The organism is Brachybacterium sp. GPGPB12, assembly GCF_038396325.1.
Taxonomy (GTDB): Bacteria; Actinomycetota; Actinomycetes; order Actinomycetales; family Dermabacteraceae; genus Brachybacterium; species Brachybacterium conglomeratum.
In genome coordinates, this window is the sequence record NZ_CP149573.1 from 1855338 (window position 1) to 1875476 (window position 20139).

The following is a 20139-nucleotide window of genomic DNA, read 5'->3' on the forward strand; positions in this document are numbered from 1 at the left end:
AGCTGAGCAGGGTGCCGGTGGCCTGGCGGCGGTGCCACAGCAGCGGCACCTTCGCGTAGACCTGGACGATCCGCTCGCGGTAGAGGCGGAAGAGGTCGAACTGGGCGGCGGCGGCGAAGACGCGCCGCGCCATGACGGTCACGGCGCGGGCGACGGCGATGCCGAGGATCGCCGCTCCCCCGCCGAGGACGAGCGCGGGGGCGACCTCGCCGCTGGCGAAGGAGGGGACGACGACGTGCTCGGTGACCCAGCCGATGATCGAGGAGGTCGCGATCTGGAGCAAGCCGCGAAGGCGGTCGCGCCGAGCACGGCGAGGACGAACCAGCGCTTCTGCTCCCAGGAGCCCTTCAGCAGGCGCTTGAGCCCGGGGACGAGGACGGCGGGGTGCTGCGAGGTGGTCATGCGGTGACGAAGTGCACGATGACCGCGATCGCGAAGGTGAACGTGGACAGCACCGCCAGGGAGAACTCGATGAGGATCCCGGTGCCGAGGGCCTTCAGCGCGATCCACGTGTTGTCCAGGCCCTTCCTCCAGTCCTTCAGCCGCAGCGACTCGGCGACGTACAGGCCGGCGAGGAACCCGATCGGGAGCCCGAGGAAGGGGATGACGAAGAAGCCGACGACCGCCGCGGCGATCGCGACGTAGACCGGCCACATCGGCACCTCGGCCGCGTGGAGACGGCGCCCGGTGAGGACGTAGCTGGCGGTCATGCCGGCCGCGCCGAGCAGGAGCACGATCCCGAAGGCGACCCAGGCGGGCCAGCCGCCGACCACGATCGCCCAGACCAAGGTCGCGATGACGATCGTGATGGTGCCGGGCAGGATCGGCACGATGATGCCGGTGAGGCCGACGGCGTAGGCGAGTCCGGCGAGGACCGTGACGATGATCTGGACGGTCAGGGAATCGACCACGAGGTCCTCCGGGGCGCGGGAGCGGATGGGGCCTCGTCGATCCTATCGGCGACCCGTCAGGGCAGGCGCACCACCTGGCCGGCCCAGGAGAAGCCGCCGCCGAAGCCGACCAGCGGCGCGGTCGCGCCGGCGGGGATCCGCCCGGCCTCGCGCATCCGCGAGATCGCCAGCGGGATCGTCGCGGCGGAGGTGTTGCCGGAGGTGATGATGTCGTCGGCGACGATCGCGTCCTCGCGCGGCCCGAGCGCGGCGGCGAGCGGCTCGATCATGCGCAGGTTCGCCTGGTGGGGGACGAACACGTCGATGTCCTCCATGGTCAGCCCGGCGGCCTCGACGATCTGCTTCGAGATCTTCGGCGCCTCGCGCGCCGCCCAGCCGAGCACCTGCCGTCCCTGCTGGGAGAAGGCGGGCTTCTCGCCGTTGATGGTGACGGCGTCGGCGAGCTCGGGGACGGTGCCCCACACGACCGGCGCGATGCCCGGCTCCTCGCTCGCGGTCAGCACCATCGCGCCCGCCCCGTCGGCCGTGAGGATGCAGGTGGTGCGGTCGGTGTAGTCGGTGACGGCGGAGAGCTTCTCCGCGCCGATGACGAGGGTGGTGGTCGAGGCGCCGGTGCGGATCGACATGTCGGCGACGGCGAGGGCGTGCTCGAAGCCGGAGCAGGCCGCGCCCACGTCGAAGGCGGCCGGGGCGGGGATGCCGAGCCGCTGGGCGACGCGGCCCGCGGCGCTCGGCGAGCGCTCGTGGTTCGAGCAGGTCGCGACGATGACCTGCGTGATCTCGGAGGGGTCGACGCCCGCGTCGGCGAGCGCGTTGCGTCCGGCGATCGCGGCGAGGTCGCCGACGTCGACCCCGTCGGCCGCGATGCGCCGCTCCTCGATGCCGGTGCGCTGGCGGATCCACTCGTCGCTGGTCTCCACGAGCCGCTCGAGGTCGGCATTGGTCATCACGCGGTCGGGCCGGTGGTGGCCGGTGCCGAGGATCCTCGAGCCGGCCGCGGGGGCCTGGGCGGCGAAGGGACGGGGGCTCGTCGTCATGGCGGTCTCCTGACAGGGGCGGGGTGATCCTCACGATGGTAGTGCGGGTGGGGTGTGTACCGTTCCGCCCGTGAGCGAGCTGGCGAGCCTGGGCGTGGTGGGGGTGGTCGGAGGGCTCGGCGTGTTCGCCGTGATCTTCCTGCCCGCCTGCTGGCTGCAGCGCCGGCGCTTCGGCCGGGTGCGACCCGCGGCTGGCCGCTCGGCATCGCCGTGATCTGCGTGTACACGATGACGCTCGCGGGGCTCACGATCGCCCCGGCTTACGACGTGGCGCTGACCTGCCGCTCCCGCACCGGCGGCGTCGCGCCTGGACCCCTTCCACACGCTCACGGCGAGGACGGGCTTCGCGCTGGCGCAGGCGGCGCTGAACACGGCGCTGTTCGTGCCGCTGGGGCTGATCCTGCGCGGGGTGCTCCGACTGGATACGACGGCGTCGGTCGCCACCGGCATCTTCGCTCTCGGCGCTGATCGAGCTCACCCAGTACACCGGCGCGTTCGGGATCTACCCCTGCGGGGTGCGGATCGCGGACATCGAGGACCTGCTGGCGAACACGCTCGGAGCCCTGGTGGGGGTCCTCCTCGCCCCGCTGCTGACCCGCTGGAGGGTGCCGCTGTTCGTTCACGAGCACGCCGAGTCCGCGGACCCCTGGGAGCACTGTCGGGAGCTGTGGCACGGGGGCGAGGAGGACCCGGAGGTCACTGAGCGGACCAGCCCCCGTCGGAGGCGAGGACCTGGCCGTTGATGTTCTCGGCGTCGTCGCTGAGCGACCAGGTGATCGAGCTCGCGACGGTCTCCGCGGTCGCGACCGGTGGGATGAGGCCGAAGAAGGGGCCCAGGCGCTCGGCGGCGAAGTCGGAGCGGATCCCGCCATCGATGCCGGTGGCGGTGGGGCCGGGAGCGACGGCGTCGGTGCGGATCCCCTTGGGGGCGTAGAGCACGGCCGTCGAGCGGGTCAGGCCGATGACGGCGTGCTTGCTCGCGGTGTAGGCGGTGCCGGCGGCCGCCGCCGCGCGCCCCGCCTCGGAGGTGACGTTCACGATCGCGCCGCGGCCGGCCTCGTCGCGGACCCGTCGGGCGGTGGCGCCCCCGATGCCGGAGGTCGGTGCTCCCGGCGCTGCGCTGAGCGCCTCGCCTCGGAGCAGGTCCACCAGCAAGACGAGGGTCGCAGACCTGACGGTGCTGAAGAGCCCTCGCCCCACCCGGGGTGGCCTCAGGCCGTGACGGTCAGGGTCGAGCGGGAGTCGGCGCCGCGGCGCACGTGGATCTGCTCGGCGATCTGGGACTTCATGTCGCCGACGTGGCTGACGATCCCGACGGTGCGGCCGCTCTCGGCGAGCCGGCCGATCTCGCGGACGACGGTCTCGAGGGTCTCGGGGTCCAGGGAGCCGAAGCCCTCGTCGATGAAGAGGGTCTCCATCTGCACGCCGCCCGCCTCGCCCATGACGATGTCCGCGAGCCCCAGCGCGAGCGCGAGGGAGACGAAGAAGGTCTCGCCGCCGGAGAGGGTCTCGGGCACGCGCACCTGGTCGGTGCGGCGGTCGAGGACCAGCAGGTCCAGTCCGGTCTTCCGCGCGCCGCGGGCGCCGCGGTCGCGCTGCAGCTCGAGCTCGGAGCCCGAGAACAGGGCGAGGCGGGCGTTGGCGGCGTCGATCACGGCGTCCAGCCGCCACATGAGCACGTAGGTCGACAGTCGCACCCGCTCGCCGTCGGCGGAGCGGCCGGTGGCGAGGTCGGCGACGCGCACCACGACCCCGGCGTCCTCGCCGACGGCACGGACCTGCTCGGAGGCGGCGGCGAGGGCCTCGCGGGCAGTGCCGGCGCGCTGGGCCACGCCGGCGCCGCGGGCGGCGAGTCCAGCGGCCTCGCGTGCGGCGGCCTGCGCGGCGGCGAGGGTCTCCGCCGCGTCCTTGACCACGACGTCGGCCTGCTCACGGGCCTCGTCGGTGGCGACGGTGTCCGCGATGCCGTCCTCGGCGAGACCGTCGGCGAGGCGGGTCTCGTCGACGGCGCGGGTCTGGACCTGCTTCTGCGACCGGGTGCGCTCCGGGGCGGGCAGAACCGCGGCGCGAGCGGTCTCGGCGGTGGCGAGGCCGCTGGCGGCGAGGGCGCGGTCGGCCTCGGCGGCGAGCTCGGCGGCGGAGCTCTCGGCCTGGACGCGGGCGCGCGGCGCCTCGCGGAGCGCGGTCGCGGCGCGGGCGCGGGCGGTGTGGCCGCGGCGGCGCTCGGCGATGGAGCCGTCCTCGCCGCGGGCCTCGTCGATCCGGGTGCGGTCGGCGGCGAGCGCGCGGCCGGTCTCGTCGATGCCGGTGCGCTCACGGGTGACCTCGAGGGCGAGCGCCTCTTTGGCGCGTGTGGCCTTCTCGGTCTCGGCGTCGAAGGTGTTCAGCCGCGCCTCGAGCTCGTCGGCGCGGGCGGCGGCGGTGGTCGCGGCGGTGACGGCGGCGGTGCGGGTCCCGACCTCGGCGTGGGCGGTGTCGGGGGTGTGCTCCCCGGCGTCCTCGCGCCGCGGCGAGCTCCCGCTCGGCGAGAGCGAGGGCCTGTGCGTCGGCGGCCTGCGCCTGCTCGGCGGCGCGGCGGGCGGTCTCGGCGGCCTCGACCTGCTCGGGGCTGACGGCGTCCTCGGAGGGGTCCGCGGGGTGGGGGTGCTCGTGGGAGCCGCAGACGGGGCAGGCGGCCTCGTCCTCGAGATCGGCGGCGAGCTCGGCGGCGATCCCGGCGAAGCGGCGCCGACGCGGCGCGGCCTCCTCCTCGGCGCGGGTGCGCGCGGTGCGCAGGGAGCGCTCGGCCGTCTCCTTGGCCTTCGCGACCGCTTTGACCTGGGCATCCGCGGCGGTCGCGGCCTTCAGCACGTCCTGCGCGGCGGCGAGGGCGAGCCGCGCCTCGGCGAGACCCGAGGCGGCGGTGCGGGCCTCCTCGCGCGCGGTGACGAGGGCGGAGCGGGCGACCGGGCGCTCCTCGAGCCGGTCACTCGCGGCCTTCAGCTTCTCCTCCCGGGCCGTGAGCGTCTCGCGCCGGGCGTCGAGCCGCTTCTCCCGCTCGGGCGGCGCGGTCTCGACGTCGACGAGATCCCTCAGTTCGCCGGCGGCGCCGGTCGCCTCGTCGGCCGCGGCGGCAAGTGCGACGGCGGGGTCCTGGGCCCCCTCCGCGAGGAGGTCGACGAGGTCGGGGTGCGCGGGACGCGTCTGTTCGGCACGCGCGGCGAGGGCCTCGATCGCGGCGGACGCGGACTGGGCGGCGGTGTCGCGTCGCCGCGGCACCTCGACGACGGGGCGGGCGGTCTCGTCGCGCTCGAGCGCGGCCGACGCCTTCGCAACCTCGGGCTTCTCCGTCTCGAGACGGGTCGCGAGCTGGTCGAGCTCTCGGCGGCGGTCGATCCGGGTGCGGGCGGCGCGGGCGGCCTCGGCGGCAGTTCGCGCGGTCTGCTCCACCTCCTGCGCCGCGGCGGAGCCGGCGGCGGTCTCGGTCGCGCGGGCGGTGACCTGCGCGAGCTGAGCATCGGCCGCGGCGGCGAGGGACTCGAGGCGCAGTGCGGCGGCGTGCTCGGTGAGCGCAGCGGAGTCCTCGTCCTCGAGGGCGACGGCCTCGGTGAAGCGGGCCAGCGCCGTGCCGAGGGTCTGCTGGGCGGCGTCGACCTGGCGCTTCGCCTGTTTGCGCATCTCCTCGAGCCGCTTCTCGACGGCGCTGTAGGTCTCGGTGCCGAAGACGCGCTGCGGCACCTGCTGGCGCTCCCCGGTGCCGGCGCGGAGGAAGCGGGCGAACTCGTTCTGGGGCGACAGGACGGTCTGGGTGAACTGCTCGCGGGTGAGGCCGACGGCGCGGCCGCACCTCGCGGCCCACCTCGTCGATGCGGCTCGCGATCACCTCGCTGTCGTCGCCGGCGCCGGCGGTGTCGGCGATCGCGGCGGGCAGGGCCTGCGGGGACCCGATCCGCCACATCAGGGCCTTGGCCTGCTCCTTCGTGGTGCCGGTGCCGCGCGGCTTGGGGCGCTGGAACTCCGGGGAGCGCCGCACGCGGTGCAGTCCGGAGGGGGTCTCGAAGACGAGGTCGACGATGCTCGGCTCCGTCGGCGCGGCGAACTGGGAGCGGATCCGGTCGGCGCTGGTGGCGGAGCCGGCGACCTGCCCGTAGAGGGCGTAGACGATCGCGTCGAGGATCGTGGACTTGCCGGAGCCCGTCGGCCCCTCGAGCAGGAAGGTGCCGGAGGCGCCGAGGGCGGCGAAGTCGATCTCGACGGTGCCGGCGAAGGGGCCGATCCCGGTCATGCGGAGGTGGTGGAGCTTCACGAGGCCTCCTGCTGGCGGCGGACGGCGGAGTAGGCGCGCTCGAGCACGTCGTGCTCCGCCTCGGTGGGGTCTCCGCCGGTGACGTGGGCGAGGAACTCGTCCATCACCTCCAGCGGGTTCTGCTCCCGGCGCACCACCGGGGTGCCGGCGCTCGCGGCGCGGCCCTCCGGGGCGTACTCGGTCAGGAGCAGGTGGGGGTAGGCCTCGCGGAGCCGCTCCTGCAGGTGGGCGGGGCGGGCGGGGTCGGTGACGACGGCCTTCAGCCAGTCCCCGGCGTGCTCGTCCCGATGGGCGAGGATCTCCTCCAGGGTGCCGCGCGGCTCGGTGAGACGGCGTGGGACGGGGGTCTCGAGGCGGCGCACGGCGACCTCGGCCCGCTCCCCGTCGGCCCCGGGAGCGCCGAGCTCGACGAGGAGGACGGACTTGCGGTGGTCGCGCTCGGAGAAGGAGAAGGCGAGCGGGGAGCCGGAGTACCAGGCGGGGGCGCCGACGCCGCGGGTGAGGTCCTGGCGGCCGTGGAGGTGGCCGAGGGCGAGGTAGTCGATGCCGCCGAGCACTCCGGCGGGGACGGAGTCGACGCCGCCGACGGAGAGGTCACGCTCGGAATCGCTGGCCTCGCCGCCGGTGACGAAGGTGTGGGCGAGCACGACGGTGCGGGCACCGGGCCGGGCCGCGGCGCGCTCGCGCACCCGGTCCAGGGCCGCGCGGGTGACGGCCTCGTGGGCGCGGGGCGGCGGCTCCTCGCCCGCGCGAGCGAGCTCGGTGCGGGCGCGGTCCGGCTCGAGATAGGGCAGACCGAAGAACAGCACCTCGCCGTGCTCGTCCTCGACGGAGACGGGATGCTCGATCCCGGGCAGGTCGGTGAGCAGGTGGATGCCGGCGCGCATCAGGGAGCGGCCGAAGCCGAGCCGCTCCGGGGAGTCGTGGTTCCCGCTGGTCAGCACCACGGTCGCGCCGGTGTCGGCGAGGCGGGCGAGGGCCCGGTCCAGGAGGGTCACGCCGCTCACCGCGGGCACGGCACGGTCGTAGACGTCGCCGGGGATCACGACCACGTCCCACCCCTCGGTCTCGACGAGGTCGACGAGCCAGTCGAGGAAGGCGGCCTGGTGCTCGTGCAGGTCGACCTTGTGCAGGGTGCGGCCCAGGTGCCAGTCCGAGGTGTGCAGGATCTTCATGTCATCGAGCCTAGGGGTGGGGTGCGACGGACGAGGGACGGGCGCGCGGCATCAGAAGGGCGGCGGACCGTGGTCGCCCCATCCCTCCGGCGGGGGCTCCGGGGGTGCGGGGCGGAGCGGCGGAGTCCCGTCGCGCGGGGGTGCCGCGGGTCCCTGCTCGGCGTCTGGTCGCGGCTCGGTGAGCGGGCCGGGGCTGGGGCAGGACGGCGGGCCCGCCGTCGGCGGAGGTCCGGGTGGGACCTGGGTGTGGAGCGTCGGCTCCACGATCGGCGCTCGTGGGCGGGGATGATGCCCGTCGGGACGGTCCGGTGGACCGACAGGGCTGGTCGCGGGGTCGCCGGCGTGGGCGCCGCGCAGGAAGCCGGTCCAGGCGGCGGTGAGCGACTCGACCATCTCGAGGCTGGCGTGGTCGAGGTCGTCGAGGACGGTGACGGCGTCGCCGTGGCGGCCGATCGTCCAGCGGGTGCGGCCCGGCTTGCCTGCCTGCGTGTGGAGCCGGGTGGGGTCCAGCAGGCCGTTCGTCTTGTCGAGGTGGTCTCGCCAGCACAGCAGGTGCAGGTTCTCGACCTCGGTGGCGCCGCCCTCGCCCGGGGTGCCGCGCAGGCACTCCTCGATGTGGTCGCACTCGGAGGCCCAGGAGGTGGGGCGCGTGCATCCGGGGACGGCGCACTGCCCGTTGCGGAGCCGGAGGTGCTCGAGCATCGCGGGGGTGGGGGTGACGCGGTCGGCCGGGAGCGGGAGGAAGGCGCCGCCGCTCGCGCTGGTGAGGACGCGGTGCCAGACGGTGCAGCCGCCGGCGAGGGAACGCGCCATCGAGGGCGGCGCGGGGTGACGCCGTCGAGCATGCCGGGCTGGTCGGAGGCGCCGAGCAGGGTCAGCACGGGCACGGTGACGTTGAGGCGGAACCGCTCGGCGGGGACGGCGACCCCGTCGACGTCGAGGTCGGCGGTGTCGATCAGGGCGTAGCGCGCCGGGTGAGCGGAAGGGCCCTGCCGGTCTCGAGGACGACGCCGTCAGGGTCGTGCGGGATCGGTGTGCCGCCGCGGAGCGCCGCACGCCGCGCCGCCTGGACGGCGCGGGCGGACTCGTCGATCGACTTCCACCGGGCGAGGATCTCGGGGATCGGGCCCGTGATCCTCAGGGTCCCGGTGCCGGCCTCCGCGCCGGGAAGCGACTCGACGGTGCGTTCGAGCGCGGCGACGAGATCGGGACGGCTCTCGCGCTCGGCGAGATGCTCGATGAGGGCGCGCAGGAGCGTGAAGAATCGTTCCGGGCTGATATCCGTGGACCATGTCGAGATCACGGCATCGAGATCCCTCCTGGAGGATTCGGAGAGCTTCTGCGAGGTCTTCAGCATCTTCTGGAACCAGGCCGACGGCATGCTTCCGGATTCGAGGTTCTCGAGGGTGCGCGGGAAATGGTTCACGGCCTGGTACGCGTCGCGCAGTCGCCAGCTCGCGGCACTGCGAGTGACCCTGAGGCCGAGTGCGGCGCGGAGCGTCTCGACCTCGTCGAGCTCGCAGGCATCCTCGTACTCGCCCTCGAACTCGTGCAGGGCGGCGAGGGCGCGGTACTGCGCAGCGAGCGCGAGGGCAGTGGCGCGCTCCGCATCCCACACGCGCTGCGCGGCCTCGCTCAGGGCGGGGTCGTCGGCGCGACCGCCGAGATCGGGCAGCGCGGCACGAGTACGAGCCTGGCGTGCGCCAACCCGGCGGAAACGTGCAGGAAGCGACGCGATCAGGGCATCGTCGACGGGGTCCGGGGAGGTGGTGGCAGGGGCCGACGGCGATGCCGTCACCGCCGGCGACGAGGCGGGAACCGAGGGCAGGGCGACCTCCAGTGCGGAGGTATCGGGTGCGGCGGCATCCGACCGCTCGGAACGCACCGCGTCGCGTGCGTCGTCGGCGACCTCATCGCCCGACGGATGCTCCGGTCGCGTGATGCTCATCGGTCCCTCCTCCCCCTCCGCGTCGGCGACGCATCGGTGCACCGCCCCTTTCGATCCGACCACTTCACAATAGTGACCGACACGGACAGAAGAAAGGTCCGGGAGGAATATGTGGATAACTTTCTGATCGAGTGGCGCATCTCGACCGCTATACGCCCCTCCATCCACACCCTCCCTCCACAGAACCCCCTTTTCCACAGCGTCATCCACCGGTTCTCGAGGGGTTCGCGTCGTCTGTCGGACCTCTGCGGTAGAGAGGCATCGGCTCCGGACATCCCGGCCCCTCCCCCGCCGCGTGGCCTACACTCGGCCACTGGACACGGGGTGCGCCCGAGGCGCTGAGATCACACCCGTGGAACCTGATCTAGTTCGTACTAGCGAAGGGATGTCCGCATGAGCTCGGATCCTTGCACCCTCTTTCCCGCTGCCCTCCCCCGCGTCGCCGCGCCGGGTCGACTCGCGTCCGGCCGGCCAGCGCCATCGGCCCCGCGCGTGCTCTCGATCGCGGGCACGGACCCGACGGGAGGCGCCGGCACCGCGGCGGACCTCAAGTCGATCACCGCCGCGGGCGGCTTCGGCATGGCGGCGGTGACCGCGGTCGTCGCGCAGAACACCCACGGCGTGAGCGACATCCACGTCCCTCCCGCGCAGTTCCTCGCCGCGCGGCTCCGCGCGGTCTCCGACGACGTCGAGCTCGAGGCGGTCAAGACCGGCATGCTCGGCACCGCCGAGATCATCGAGGCCGTCCGGACCTGGCTCTCCGCCCATCCGCCGCGGGTGCTCGTGGTCGACCCGGTGATGGTCGCGACCAGCCGCGACAGGTCGCTGGAGCCCGAGGCGGAGCAGGCGATGATCCGCTTCTGCTCCCTCGCCACCGTGGTCACCCCGAACATCGACGAGCTCGCCGTCCTCACCGGCGAGCCCCGCGCGCACGACGAGGACGAGGCCCTCGCCCAGGCCGCCCGCTGGTCGGAGGCGACCGGCGTCGCGGTCGTGGTGAAGACCGGCCACCTCGACAGCCGTGCGGTCACCAACACCTGGATCGCGGCCGACGGGACCCGCCACCGGGTGCACTCCACGCGGGTGGACACGACGAGCACGCACGGCACCGGTCGCTCCCTCGCGGCGGCGCTCGCGACCCGGCTCGGCGCCGGCGAGGACCCGGCCACGGCGCTCGCCTGGGTCACCGACTGGTCGCACGAGGCGATCGCGCACGGCGCGGCACTGCAGGTCGGGAGCGGGAACGGTCCCGTCGACCATGCGCACCGGGCACGGCGCCTCGCGGCGGGATCGGCCGCACCGTGGGTGGCGACGGGCGCGGTGCCGGACCGGTGGGAGGAACCGGCGCAGCTCGCCGCCCTGGTCACGGCCGACGGCCCCGCCGCCTCCGTCCCGCCCGTCGGCCCGTGGACCGAGGCGCTGTGGGCGGCCGGGGCGCCGCTCGCCGGCGCGATCGAGGGCTCCGGCTTCGTGGCGGCGCTGGTGGACGGGAGCCTGCCCGAGGGGCAGTTCTCCTTCTATCTCGCGCAGGACGCGCACTACCTGCAGCGCTACTCCCGCGCCCTCGCGACCCTGGCCGAGATCTCGGAAGCCCCTGCCGCGCGGGAGTTCTGGTCGGACTCCTCCCGGCACTGTGTGGACACCGAGCTCGAGCTCGCACCGCGCCTGGCTCGCGACCCGCCCCGACGCGGCAGAGGTGGCCGTCAGCCCGGTGACCAGCGCGTACACCGACTTCCTGCTCGCCCGGGCGCTCGGCGACCCGACGGCCGTCGGAGCGACCGCGGCGCCGCCCTGCTTCTGGCTGTACGCGCAGGTCGGGGCGAGCCTGCCCGAGGTCCCGGACGAGCACCCCTACGCGGGGTGGCTCCTGACCTACCGCGACCCCACCTTCGTGGAGGGGGTGCGCGGGGCGCTCGGCGTCGTCGAGCGCGAGCTCGAGGCCGCCGATCCCGCCGTGCGGGCCGAGGCGGCGCGCGCCTTCCTCCTCGCCTGCCGTCACGAGCTGGAGTTCTTCGAGCAGGCACGACGTGTGGACTCCGCCGCCGTCTCCCCGGCTCCGGCCCTCGCGGGGGCGACCCGATGACCGCCGCCTCGATCCCCGCGACCGGCACCCGCGCCCTGCCGCCCGAGGGCCGGGCCGCGCGCGCGCCGGCGTGGTCGGAAACTTCATCGACAACATCCATGTGTTCCTGCCGGTCACGGCGCTGGCCCCGGCGATGCTCGTGATCGCGGGCCCGTCGGCGACCGCGTCGGCGGCGGCTCTGATCATCGTCGCGATGTCGCTGGGCCGGCCTGTCGGCGGGGTGGTGTTCGGGCGGATCGCGGACCGCATGGGGCGCACCCGCACCACCCGTCTTGCGATCGCGGGCACCGCGGCGTGCGCGCTCGCGATCGCCCTCGTCCCCACCCACCAGGTGCTCGGCCCGGGCACGGTCGCGCTGATCCTGGCGCGCGCTTCCTCGGCGGGATCTTCGTGGCCGGCGAGTACTCCGCCGCGATCCCGCTGGCGATGGAGTGGTCGATGCCGCGGCGGCGCGGACTGATGAGCGGGCTGATCCTCTCGATGGCGCCGTGGGCGCAGGCCACGATCGCCTTCGCCGTCGCGGCGCCGCTGGCGATGCTGGGACCGGAGCAGTACGCGGTCTGGGGGTGGCGGGCGCTGTTCGTCGCGGGCGCGGCGCTGTCGATCGGGATGATGCTCTACTACCGGCGGCACGTGGTCGATGCGCCGCAGGCCCGGCGAGCACCGGCGTCGGCCGCCCCGTCGGCCCCGCGACCGGGCCTCCGCAGCCTGCTCACCGGACGGTGGGCGTCCGCGTTCTGGGCGGCGTTCGTGCTGATGACGGGGCTGTGGTCGCTCACCGACTCGACCGTGCTGCTGCTGACGGCCCGGCTGTCCACCGACTCGCCGATCGCCCCGGAGGCGGTGCCGCTGGTGATGGGCGCGGCCTCGATCGCGCAGGCCCTCGTGATGGTGCTCGCGGGGCACCTCTCGAGCCTCGTCGGGAGGCGCCTCCTGCTCGTGGTGTGGGGCGCGGTCGCAGGGCTCGTCGGACCGGTGCTGTGGTGGGCGGCGGTCACCGCGCCGACCCTCGCCGTCGCGGCGGCCGCTCGCCGCGCCGCTGCAGGTCGCGACGGTCTCCGCCTACGGTCCGATCGCCGCCTATCTCTCCGAGCGGTTCCCCACCGCGATCCGCTCGACCGGCTACGGCTCCGCCTACAGCCTCTCCCTCGTGCCGCCGGCGCTGTACCCGTTCTACGTGCCGGCGCTCGAGCCGGCGCTCGGCCGGCACGCCACCGTGATGGGGATGGTCGCGCTCGGCGGGTCGCTCGTGGTGGTCGGGGCGGCGCTCGGCCCGCGGCTCTCCCCGCGCGAGATCGACGCGGACCTCGACACGGTCGCCGAGCGGAGCACGCGATGAGCCCCGCCGACGACCCCGATCTCGCCCGCGCCCTGCCCGTCCTGGCGGCGGTGCGGGAGGCGGCACCCCTGGTCCACTGCCTCACCGCGACCGTGTCGATGCAGCTGGTGGCCGACGGGTCGCTCGCCGCCGGGGCGCGGCCGATGATGACCGAGACCGCCGTCGAGGCGCCCGTCGTCACGACCGTCGCGGACGCGCCGCTGATCAACCTCGGCACGCTCTCGACCGACGCGATGGACGGCATCCCCGCCACCGTCGCGGTCGCGCGGGAGGACGGCCGGCCGTGGGTGCTGGACCCGACGGCGATCGGGATCGCCCCGGTCCGCACCCCGCTCGCGCGGCGGCTGATCGCGCGCCGGCCGACGGCGGTGCGGGGCAATGCCTCGGAGATCCTCGCCCTGGTGGGCGAGGCGGGAGGCGGGCGGGGCGCGGACTCGACCGCCGCCGCGGAGTCCGCCGCCGGCGCCGCCGCCGAGGTCGCCCGCAAGCACCGGCGGGGCCGTCGCCGTCTCCGGCGCAGTGGACCTGGTGCTGGATGCGAGCCGCGAGGCCCGGCTCGCCCGCGGCTCCGCGCTGCCGCCGCGCGTGACCGGGACGGGGCCGCCTGCTCGGGGCGCTGACCGCCGCCTGCACCGCCGTCTGGGAGGATCCCTTCGAGGCCGCGCTCGCCGCGACCACCTGGATGGCCCTGGCCGGGGAGCGCGCCGCATCGCGCGCGACCCGACCCGGCGACTTCCGCATGCACCTGCTCGACGCCCTCGACGAGATCGGAGACCTCCCGTGAACGCCCGCCCCCTCGACCTGCGCGCTATCTCGTCACCTCCGGCACGGGCCCGCGCACCGTCGAGGTCGCCGCCGAGGCCGCGGCGGCCGGGGCCGGGGTCGTGCAGGTGCGGGCGAAGGAGGCGAGCACGCGGGAGCCGCTCGAGCTCGTCCTCGCCGTCGCCGAGGCCGTCCGCACGGCGAATCCCACGACGCGGGTGCTGGTCGACGATCGGGCCGACGTCGCCGCGGCGGCCCGGGCCCGCGGGGCGCACGTGCACGGGGTCCACCTCGGCCAGGACGACCTGCCCGTCCCCGACGCCCGCGCCCTGCTCGGCCACGACGCGGTCATCGGGCTGACCACGGGCACGCTCGACCTGGTCCGCGACTCGGCCGACGTCGCCTTCGACCTCGACTATCTCGGCGCCGGGCCGTTCCGCCGCACCCCCACGAAGGACTCCGGCCGCGAGCCGCTGGGCGTGGACGGCTACCCGGCGCTGGTGCGCGCGACGATGTCGCCGATCGTCGCGATCGGGGACATCACCCCGGCCGACGCCCCGGCGCTGTCCCGAACGGGCGTCGCCGGGCTCGCGCTGGTGCGCGCGGTGATGGACTCCCCGACCCCGCCGCGGCGGTGCGCGAGGTGCTCGACGGGATGGGCGGCCGGACCCGGCGCTGACGAGGCCGTGACAACGCCCGGGCTCCGGCGTAGCGTCGGACCATGACTGCTGATGCTCCCGCCCCCGATGCTGCGACCTCCTTCGACGTGATCGTTCTCGGCGGCGGGGCGGTCGGCGAGAACGTCGCCCAGTACGCGACCGAGGGCACCGACCTCACTGCAGCGATCGTCGAGGGCGAGCCGCTGGGCGGCGAGTGCTCCTACTACGCCTGCATGCCCTCGAAGGCGCTCGCTGCGCCCCTCGCCGTCGCCGACGCCGCCGCGCACCTGCCGGGCATCACCACCCCCGAGGTCGACGCCGAGGCGCCGCTGGCCCGGCGCGATACCTGGGTCTCCCACTACTCCGACGAGGGCCAGGTCTCCTGGGCCGAGGGGGGCGGGGCGCACGTGGTGCGCGGGCACGGCCGGCTCGTCGGCGAGCGCGAGGTCGAGGTCAGCGGGGCCGACGGACGCGCCCCGCGGCGCCTCGTCGCCGAGCGCGCCGTCGTCCTGGCCACCGGATCCGTGCCCAGGATCCCCGCGGAGCCGCGGGACCTCGCGCCGTGGACCTCGCACGATGCGACGGGCGTGGTCGAGGTGCCGGACGAGCTGGTGATCGTCGGCGGCGGCGTGGTCGCGGTCGAGGCCGCGACCTGGATGGCCGCGCTCGGCTCCCGGGTCACGATGCTGGCGCGCGGGGACGCGCTCGCTGCGAGGAATGGAGCCGTTCGCCGGCCGCCACGTGCTCGAGGCGCGCGCGGCCTCGGCGTCGACGTGCGTCTTGGGGCCTCGGTCGTCGGCGGGGTGCGCGAGGGCGCCCGGGAGACGGGGCTGGGACGGGTGCACGGCGGCCGGGTGCGGCTCGAGGTCGAGCCCGACGGCCGTCGCGACACCCTCGAGGCCGACGAGGTGCTCGTCGCGACCGGGCGCCGGCCGCGCCTGGACGACGTGGGCCTCGAGTCCGTCGGCCTGTCCCCCGAGGACGTCACCGGCGGCGGGACGTCGCCGGATTGGTCGCACGCGGTGGGAGATGCGAGCGGGGAGACGCCGCTGACCCACTGGGGGAAGTACCGCGCCCGCGTGATCGGGCAGCGGATCCTCGCCGCCGCGACCGGAGAGGCGGCGGAGCCGGTGCCCGACCAGGTGCCGGTGCCGCAGGTCGTGTTCACGGACCCGCAGGTCGCGGCCGTCGGCCTCACCGAGGCGGAGGCCCGCGAGGCAGGGCACCGGGTGGTCACCGCGCAGGTGCCCTTCAGCGGGGCGGCCGGCTCCGCGCCGCTGCGCGACGACGTCACCGGCACCGCGCAGATCGTCGTCGACCTGGAGACCCGCACCCTGGTGGGTGCCACGTTCGTCGGCCCCGAGGCCTCCGAGTCGCTGCACGCGGCGACGATCGCGATCGTCGGCGCGGTGCCGGTGCACGTCCGCGCCATGCGGTGCCGAGCTACCCGGCCGCCTCGGAGCTGTGGCTGCGACTGCTCGAGGAGAGCGCCGCGGGCGCGCGGGCCGGCTGAGCCGAGTCCGCTCCCTTCCCCGTCGGCGGCTCCTCCCTTCGGAGGAGATGACAGATCGCACTGGCGTCCGGTGCGCCGAGTCCGATGGGATGGAGGCCATCGACGCCCCACGGCCCCGGGAGGACCATGTTCCAGCGACTGCGCCGACAGCGGCGCTCGGTCGCGCGAAGCCCGGCGACGGCGGCGCGCTGAAGGACCTGCGCTGGTGGCAGACGCTCACCCGCACCCAGTTCGCCCTGGACCCCGATGACAGGGCAGGCCGCGAGGCGTCGTACATCGTGGACGTGCGCTATCTGGCCACCGAGCTCGAGGGCGGGAAGATCGCCGAGGGCGCGCGGCACGCGCCGTTCGCGATCTACCGCGACGGCCGACAGCTCCACATCGCGAACTCGCCGGTCGCCTTCGAGGTGCCGGGAGGGACGGTCGAGGTCGCGATCGGCGGCTACGGCCTCTCCCGGATGCACCTCGTCCCCTCGGACGACGGCCCGGCCAGGACCCTGCGCCCGCACCCCCGCTCGCTCGAGGGACTGCGCGCCCGCTTCGGCCGACGCCACCCGGGCGCGAGCCGCATGCTCGGCGCGATGGCGATCGTGGTGCCGCTGATCGGGCTGGTGCTGATGGTGCCGCAGGCCGCGGAGTTGATCACGAGCATCCCGCCGGTCGCCGAGCGGGTCGGGACCTTCACCTCGCCGATCCAGCTCGCCCGCCTGGCTGAACGTCACGGTCACCGTCGCCGGTGTGCTGGCCGCGGTCGAGCGCGCGCTCACCCTGCGCAACCACTGGCTGATCGACGCCGACACCACCTGGACCTCGTTCGTGTGAGCGTCGGGGCCGGCATGCCCCGACCGCCCCGGCCGAGCGCTCGAGGTCAGCGCCAGGCGCGCCGGGCCGAGGCGCTGACCAGGTCGACCAGCAGCGAGAGCAGCAAGAGCAGGGCCAGCACCGCGGTGAGCATCCCGGCGTGGTCGAAGGAGGCACGCTCGGATTCCAGCACCCGTCCGAGCCCTCCGGCGCCGACCACGCCCACCACCACCGTCTCGCGGATCGCGACCTCCCAGCGGTACAGGCCGTAGGCGGTGAACCGCCCGGTCACGGAGGGGAGCACCCCGTAGGAGAACGTCTGCACGGGCCCGGCGCCCAGCGCCTGCAGGGACCTGACCGGCTGGTGGTCCATGGTCTCGAGGGTCTCGGTGAAGAGCCGGCCCAGCACCCCGGCGTTGTAGAGCCCGAGGGCGAGGGCGCCGGGCGGCGGCCCCGGGAGCACCACGAAGAGCAGCAGCAGCGCCCACACCGGCGGGGACACCGCTCGGATCGCGAGCAAGACGATCCGACACAGCGCGGCGACCGCGCCGCGCGCGGCCCGGCCGACGGCCCCGGAGCGCCGAGGAACGCGGCGATCACCCCGATCACTCCGCCGACGAGGATCGCGATCACCGACATCTGCAGGGTCGCCGCGGCGTCCCCGAGCAGATCAGCCCAGGTGGACGGCAGGGTGGGCGGAAGCGCGTCCGCGATCAGCCGTCCGGCCCGCCGCCAGGTCTCCGGCGAGAGCGACCGTGCCAGGTCCAGGCGGAGGTACAGGACCGAGGCGACGCTCAGCAGGAGCGCGGCCGCGAAGGAGAGCCGCAGGCGGCCACCGACGGCGACGCCGTCCCCTCGCGACGCAGTCCCGGCCTCCCCGCCTCGTGCGCGCGCCTGGACGCCGCAGGCTCGCACTCCAGCGGTCGCACGCGAGCCCCAGCACGATGAGCACCAGGATCAGGGTCCACATGCGTTCGTAGTCCAGGCCGGCGAAGGCGGTGCCGAGCTCGAAGCCGAGCCCTCCTACGCCGATCATCCCCAGGATCACCGCCGAGCGCGGCGCGCAGTCGAAGCGGTAGAAGGCATAGGCGAGCAGATCGCCCCAGATCCTGGGCAACGTTCCGTAGCAGAAGGCCTGCAGGCGACCCGCGCCGGCGGCGATCAGCGAGTCGTGCGGGCCGGGGTCCGTCTCGTCGATGATCTCGGCGAACACCTTCGCCGTGATCGCGCCGAAGGGGATCCCCAGCGCCAGCACCCCCACCAGCGGGTCCCTCCCGAGCACCAGCAAGCAGGGCGATCCCCCACACCGCCTCATGGATCCCGCGCGGCGGCCGGCGCCGATCCGGGTGAGGAGCCAGCCCGTGCGCCCCCGCCGAGCCCTGGTCACCGGGGCGTCCCCCCACCAGGCCTCGCTCATCAGCACCCCGCCGACCACACCGATCACGGTGGCGAGGACGGTGCCCAGCAGGGAGAAGGCGACCGTAACGGCGGCGGCGTCCAGGCGCGCAAGAGGAAGGCGGGTGAGAGGTCCGGGTGCGCGCCGCCTCGGCGAACGCTCGCAGCGAGGGCCAGCCCGCAGGGTTCAGGACCGGTGCGCGCCCGATGCCCATCCCCCACAGCGACCACAGCACGAGCACCCCGGCGGCGAGCGCCCACCAGAGTGCGGCGCGCGGGCGATCGCTGCGGAGCGGGCGGGGCGTCGCCGAGGCCGGGACCGGCGCGCCGGGGGAGCCCTCCCTCATGCCCCGAGCCGGTACAGCGCGTCGCGGTGCGCGGCGGTGACCTCGCCGGCGGGCAGGTCGAACACGACCTCCCCACGTCGCAGACCCACGACGCGGTCGCAGGTCTCCTGAGCGGCCGCGAAGTCGTGGAGGCTTACCAGCAGGGTCCGTGCGTCACCGGCCACGACCTCGGTGAGCAGGTCCATGACGACGCGGGCGCGTCCGGGGTCCAGGCTCGCGATCGGTTCGTCGGCCAGCACCAGCGCCGGGTCCTGCACCAGCACCCGCGCCAGGGCGACCCGCTGCTGCTCGCCGCCGGAGAGCCGATCGGTGCGGGCGCCGGCGAGGTCCTCGATGCCCAGGCGACGCATCGCCTCCAGGGCGGGGCCCGGGTCGACCGGCCGCACCAGGGAGGCGAGCGATCGGGCCGTCCCCCATCGTCCGAGGCGACCGGCGCTCACGTTCTGCGGCGCGGTGAGGGGGCCGACGAGGTCCAGCCCCTGGTGGACGGAGCCGATGCGGGAGCGCACCGCACGCGACCCTCGTCGGGAGGCGGCGGCCAGGTCGACGCCGAGAACCTCCACGGTGCCGGCCGCGAGCGGTCGCGCACCGCGGCACAGGCCGAGCAGGGTGCTCTTGCCGGCGCCGCTCGGTCCGACCAGCGCGACCCGCTCCCCCGGTGCGATATCGAGCGTGGCGCTCAGCGCGGGGTCGGCGCCGTAACGGACCTCGACCCCGCGCGCCGCGACGGCCGTCGGAGCGGCGGCCGTCGGTGCGGCGGCCCCCGGCTGGGCGGTTCCCTTCCTGGCGGCTCCCGGCGCGGTGGTTCCCTTCCCGGTGTCGCGGTCCGGTCGCGGGACCCCGTCGGCCGACATCAGCCGATCAGCCCCAGCTCGCGTGCGACCTCCTCGATCTCGGTGTAGTTCGAGGCCTCGGAGGGGATGAGCCTCTCGCAGCCGTACTGCTCGAGGATCGCGGGGCCGGCGTCGGTCTCGTGGAGGGAGAGCATCGCGTCGGCGAGCCGCTGGCCGAAGCCGTCGCCGAAGCGCTCGTCGGCATCGCCTCGCAGCGACCAGTGGTAGTCGTGATAGGTCGGGGACTCGAGCACTTTGACGACCTTCTCCTCGTCGACGGTGCCGTCCTCGACAGCGCTGTTCCAGACCTGGCTGTTCAGGGCTCCGCCCTGGTAGGAGCCGGAGGTGACGAGCTCGAGGGTGATGTCGTGAGAGCCGGAGAAGCCCGCCTCCCCCTCGAAGTCCTCCTCGGAGACCCCGGCCTGGGAGAGGAAGTAGGAGGGCATCAGCCGGCCGGAGGTGGAGGTCTCCGAGCCGAAGGTGAATCGGGTTCCGGCGAAGGCGGTCAGTCCCTCCACGTCGTCGACCGGCGCGATGCCGGCCTCGGCGTTGGCGATGAAGATGCTGGTGAACACCTCGTCGATGTCGCGCTGGGCGATCACGATCGCGTCCTCGGCCTGCGACCGGGCCTGCACCCCGGTGAGCCCGCCGTAGAAGACGAGATCGAGATCCCCGGCGGCGAACAGGGAGACGGAGGCCGCGTAGTCGGGCACGGGCACGTACTCCACATCGAGGCCGAGGACGTCGGCGAGGTGCGCGGCGAGCGACTCCTCCCGTTCGGTGAGGACGTCGGGGTCCTGGTCGGGGATCGCACTGATCCGCGGCGTCCCGCCGCCGCTCCCAGCATCACCCGAGCACCCCGCGACGAGTCCGAGCGGGAGCAGGGCGAGCGCGCTGACGACGGCGCGCCGTCCGATCATGGCGAATACCTCCTGGGTCGCAGAATCCCCGCAGGCGTGCGGCGGGATCCGGTCCATCCTAGGAGGCCCCCACCGGCTGTGCAGGTCGGTCCATGCAGGTCAGCACCGGGTCCGACGGACCGCTCGGGCCC

General features: G+C 74.8%; 21 protein-coding genes, 3 pseudogenes and 1 riboswitch. Of the genes and pseudogenes, 10 read left to right on the forward strand and 14 right to left on the reverse strand.

Going from position 1 to position 20139, the window contains the following annotated elements; all coding sequences use genetic code 11:
- Positions 1-138 precede the first annotated feature (138 nt).
- Genes WKH84_RS10835 through WKH84_RS10845 form a run of 3 tightly spaced genes read right to left on the reverse strand, consistent with a single transcriptional unit; the run spans position 139 to position 1948 of the window.
- Positions 139-402, reverse strand: coding sequence for a hypothetical protein (locus WKH84_RS10835; protein WP_341857087.1), 264 nt, complete (start codon positions 400-402; stop codon positions 139-141).
- Positions 399-911 carry a DUF456 domain-containing protein gene (locus WKH84_RS10840; protein WP_341856623.1) on the reverse strand — a complete coding sequence of 171 codons (513 nt, stop codon included), beginning with the start codon at positions 909-911 and terminating at the stop codon, positions 399-401. The genes WKH84_RS10835 and WKH84_RS10840 overlap by 4 nt, the downstream gene beginning before the upstream one ends.
- A gap of 56 nt (positions 912-967) precedes the next feature.
- Entirely contained in the window at positions 968-1948 is a 981-nt protein-coding gene (locus WKH84_RS10845; RefSeq protein ID WP_341856624.1) for a beta-ketoacyl-ACP synthase III, read from the reverse strand.
- Between the two features lie 70 nt (positions 1949-2018).
- On the opposite strand from WKH84_RS10845, the gene WKH84_RS10850 reads away from it, so the two are divergent.
- Genes WKH84_RS10850 through WKH84_RS10860 form a run of 3 tightly spaced genes read left to right on the forward strand, consistent with a single transcriptional unit; the run spans position 2019 to position 2691 of the window.
- Entirely contained in the window at positions 2019-2162 is a 144-nt protein-coding gene (locus WKH84_RS10850; RefSeq protein ID WP_341856625.1) for a GlyGly-CTERM sorting domain-containing protein, read from the forward strand.
- Positions 2163-2167: 5 nt separating this feature from the next.
- Positions 2168-2416 (forward strand): hypothetical protein, encoded by a 249-nt coding sequence (locus WKH84_RS10855; RefSeq protein ID WP_341856626.1) that lies wholly within the window; start codon positions 2168-2170, stop codon positions 2414-2416.
- A 32-nt stretch (positions 2417-2448) separates the two neighbouring features.
- Positions 2449-2691, forward strand: coding sequence for a VanZ family protein (locus tag WKH84_RS10860; RefSeq protein ID WP_341856858.1), 243 nt, complete (start codon positions 2449-2451; stop codon positions 2689-2691).
- Here the strand turns inward: WKH84_RS10860 and WKH84_RS10865 are convergent.
- The 6 genes from WKH84_RS10865 to WKH84_RS10890 all read right to left on the reverse strand — a co-directional run bounded on the left by WKH84_RS10865 (position 2645) and on the right by WKH84_RS10890 (position 9554).
- Positions 2645-3148, reverse strand: a complete 504-nt coding sequence (locus WKH84_RS10865; protein WP_341856627.1) for an SDR family oxidoreductase — start codon at positions 3146-3148, stop codon at positions 2645-2647. The two genes, WKH84_RS10860 and WKH84_RS10865, sit on opposite strands and share 47 nt — an antisense overlap.
- A gap of 11 nt (positions 3149-3159) precedes the next feature.
- A complete protein-coding gene (locus WKH84_RS10870; protein WP_341856628.1) occupies positions 3160-4773 on the reverse strand; it encodes an SbcC/MukB-like Walker B domain-containing protein in 1614 nt (537 codons plus the stop codon).
- Positions 4774-4913: 140 nt separating this feature from the next.
- Positions 4914-6212, reverse strand: a complete 1299-nt coding sequence (locus WKH84_RS10875; RefSeq protein ID WP_341856859.1) for an AAA family ATPase — start codon at positions 6210-6212, stop codon at positions 4914-4916.
- 17 nt (positions 6213-6229) lie between these two features.
- The gene (locus tag WKH84_RS10880) at positions 6230-7408 is read right to left on the reverse strand and encodes an exonuclease SbcCD subunit D (protein ID WP_341856629.1); all 1179 of its coding nucleotides are present in this window, start codon (positions 7406-7408) and stop codon (positions 6230-6232) included.
- Between the two features lie 51 nt (positions 7409-7459).
- Positions 7460-8221, reverse strand: a complete 762-nt coding sequence (locus WKH84_RS10885; protein ID WP_341856630.1) for an HNH endonuclease signature motif containing protein — start codon at positions 8219-8221, stop codon at positions 7460-7462.
- Positions 8222-8363: 142 nt separating this feature from the next.
- A complete protein-coding gene (locus WKH84_RS10890; protein ID WP_341856631.1) occupies positions 8364-9554 on the reverse strand; it encodes a hypothetical protein in 1191 nt (396 codons plus the stop codon).
- A 112-nt stretch (positions 9555-9666) separates the two neighbouring features.
- A riboswitch (TPP riboswitch) is annotated at positions 9667-9759 on the forward strand.
- Between WKH84_RS10890 and WKH84_RS10895 the strand changes: the two are divergent.
- From WKH84_RS10895 to WKH84_RS10925, 7 genes and pseudogenes are all read left to right on the forward strand, one after another.
- Positions 9750-10967 (forward strand): annotated as a pseudogene (locus tag WKH84_RS10895) (bifunctional hydroxymethylpyrimidine kinase/phosphomethylpyrimidine kinase); the annotation flags it as partial. It overlaps the preceding riboswitch by 10 nt.
- A gap of 100 nt (positions 10968-11067) precedes the next feature.
- Positions 11068-11439 (forward strand): hypothetical protein, encoded by a 372-nt coding sequence (locus WKH84_RS10900; protein ID WP_341856860.1) that lies wholly within the window; start codon positions 11068-11070, stop codon positions 11437-11439.
- Positions 11440-11509: 70 nt separating this feature from the next.
- Positions 11510-11899: a hypothetical protein gene (locus WKH84_RS10905; protein WP_341856632.1), complete on the forward strand. Its 390-nt coding sequence runs from the start codon at positions 11510-11512 to the stop codon at positions 11897-11899.
- The gene (locus tag WKH84_RS10910; RefSeq protein ID WP_341856633.1) at positions 11830-13398 is read left to right on the forward strand and encodes an MFS transporter; all 1569 of its coding nucleotides are present in this window, start codon (positions 11830-11832) and stop codon (positions 13396-13398) included. Before WKH84_RS10905 ends, WKH84_RS10910 begins: the two co-directional genes overlap by 70 nt.
- Complete coding sequence (locus WKH84_RS10915) at positions 13395-13562, forward strand: hydroxyethylthiazole kinase (RefSeq protein WP_341856861.1); 168 nt, start codon at positions 13395-13397, stop codon at positions 13560-13562. The genes WKH84_RS10910 and WKH84_RS10915 overlap by 4 nt, the downstream gene beginning before the upstream one ends.
- A 79-nt stretch (positions 13563-13641) precedes the next feature.
- A pseudogene (locus tag WKH84_RS10920) lies at positions 13642-14265 on the forward strand (thiamine phosphate synthase); the annotation flags it as partial.
- Positions 14262-15962, forward strand: coding sequence for an FAD-dependent oxidoreductase (locus WKH84_RS10925; protein ID WP_341856634.1), 1701 nt, complete (start codon positions 14262-14264; stop codon positions 15960-15962). The pseudogene WKH84_RS10920 and the gene WKH84_RS10925, both read left to right, overlap by 4 nt.
- A 192-nt stretch (positions 15963-16154) precedes the next feature.
- Here the strand turns inward: WKH84_RS10925 and WKH84_RS10930 are convergent, their stop codons facing one another.
- The 5 genes and pseudogenes from WKH84_RS10930 to WKH84_RS10950 all read right to left on the reverse strand — a co-directional run bounded on the left by WKH84_RS10930 (position 16155) and on the right by WKH84_RS10950 (position 20008).
- The gene (locus tag WKH84_RS10930) at positions 16155-16397 is read right to left on the reverse strand and encodes a hypothetical protein (RefSeq protein WP_341856635.1); all 243 of its coding nucleotides are present in this window, start codon (positions 16395-16397) and stop codon (positions 16155-16157) included.
- 183 nt (positions 16398-16580) lie between these two features.
- Positions 16581-17057, reverse strand: a pseudogene (locus tag WKH84_RS10935) (ABC transporter permease subunit); the annotation flags it as partial.
- Positions 17058-17183: 126 nt separating this feature from the next.
- Positions 17184-17957 carry an ABC transporter permease subunit gene (locus WKH84_RS10940; protein WP_341856636.1) on the reverse strand — a complete coding sequence of 258 codons (774 nt, stop codon included), beginning with the start codon at positions 17955-17957 and terminating at the stop codon, positions 17184-17186.
- 294 nt (positions 17958-18251) lie between these two features.
- Positions 18252-19109: an ATP-binding cassette domain-containing protein gene (locus tag WKH84_RS10945; RefSeq protein WP_341856637.1), complete on the reverse strand. Its 858-nt coding sequence runs from the start codon at positions 19107-19109 to the stop codon at positions 18252-18254.
- Positions 19109-20008: a putative selenate ABC transporter substrate-binding protein gene (locus WKH84_RS10950; RefSeq protein WP_341856638.1), complete on the reverse strand. Its 900-nt coding sequence runs from the start codon at positions 20006-20008 to the stop codon at positions 19109-19111. Before WKH84_RS10950 ends, WKH84_RS10945 begins: the two co-directional genes overlap by 1 nt.
- Positions 20009-20139 lie beyond the last annotated feature (131 nt).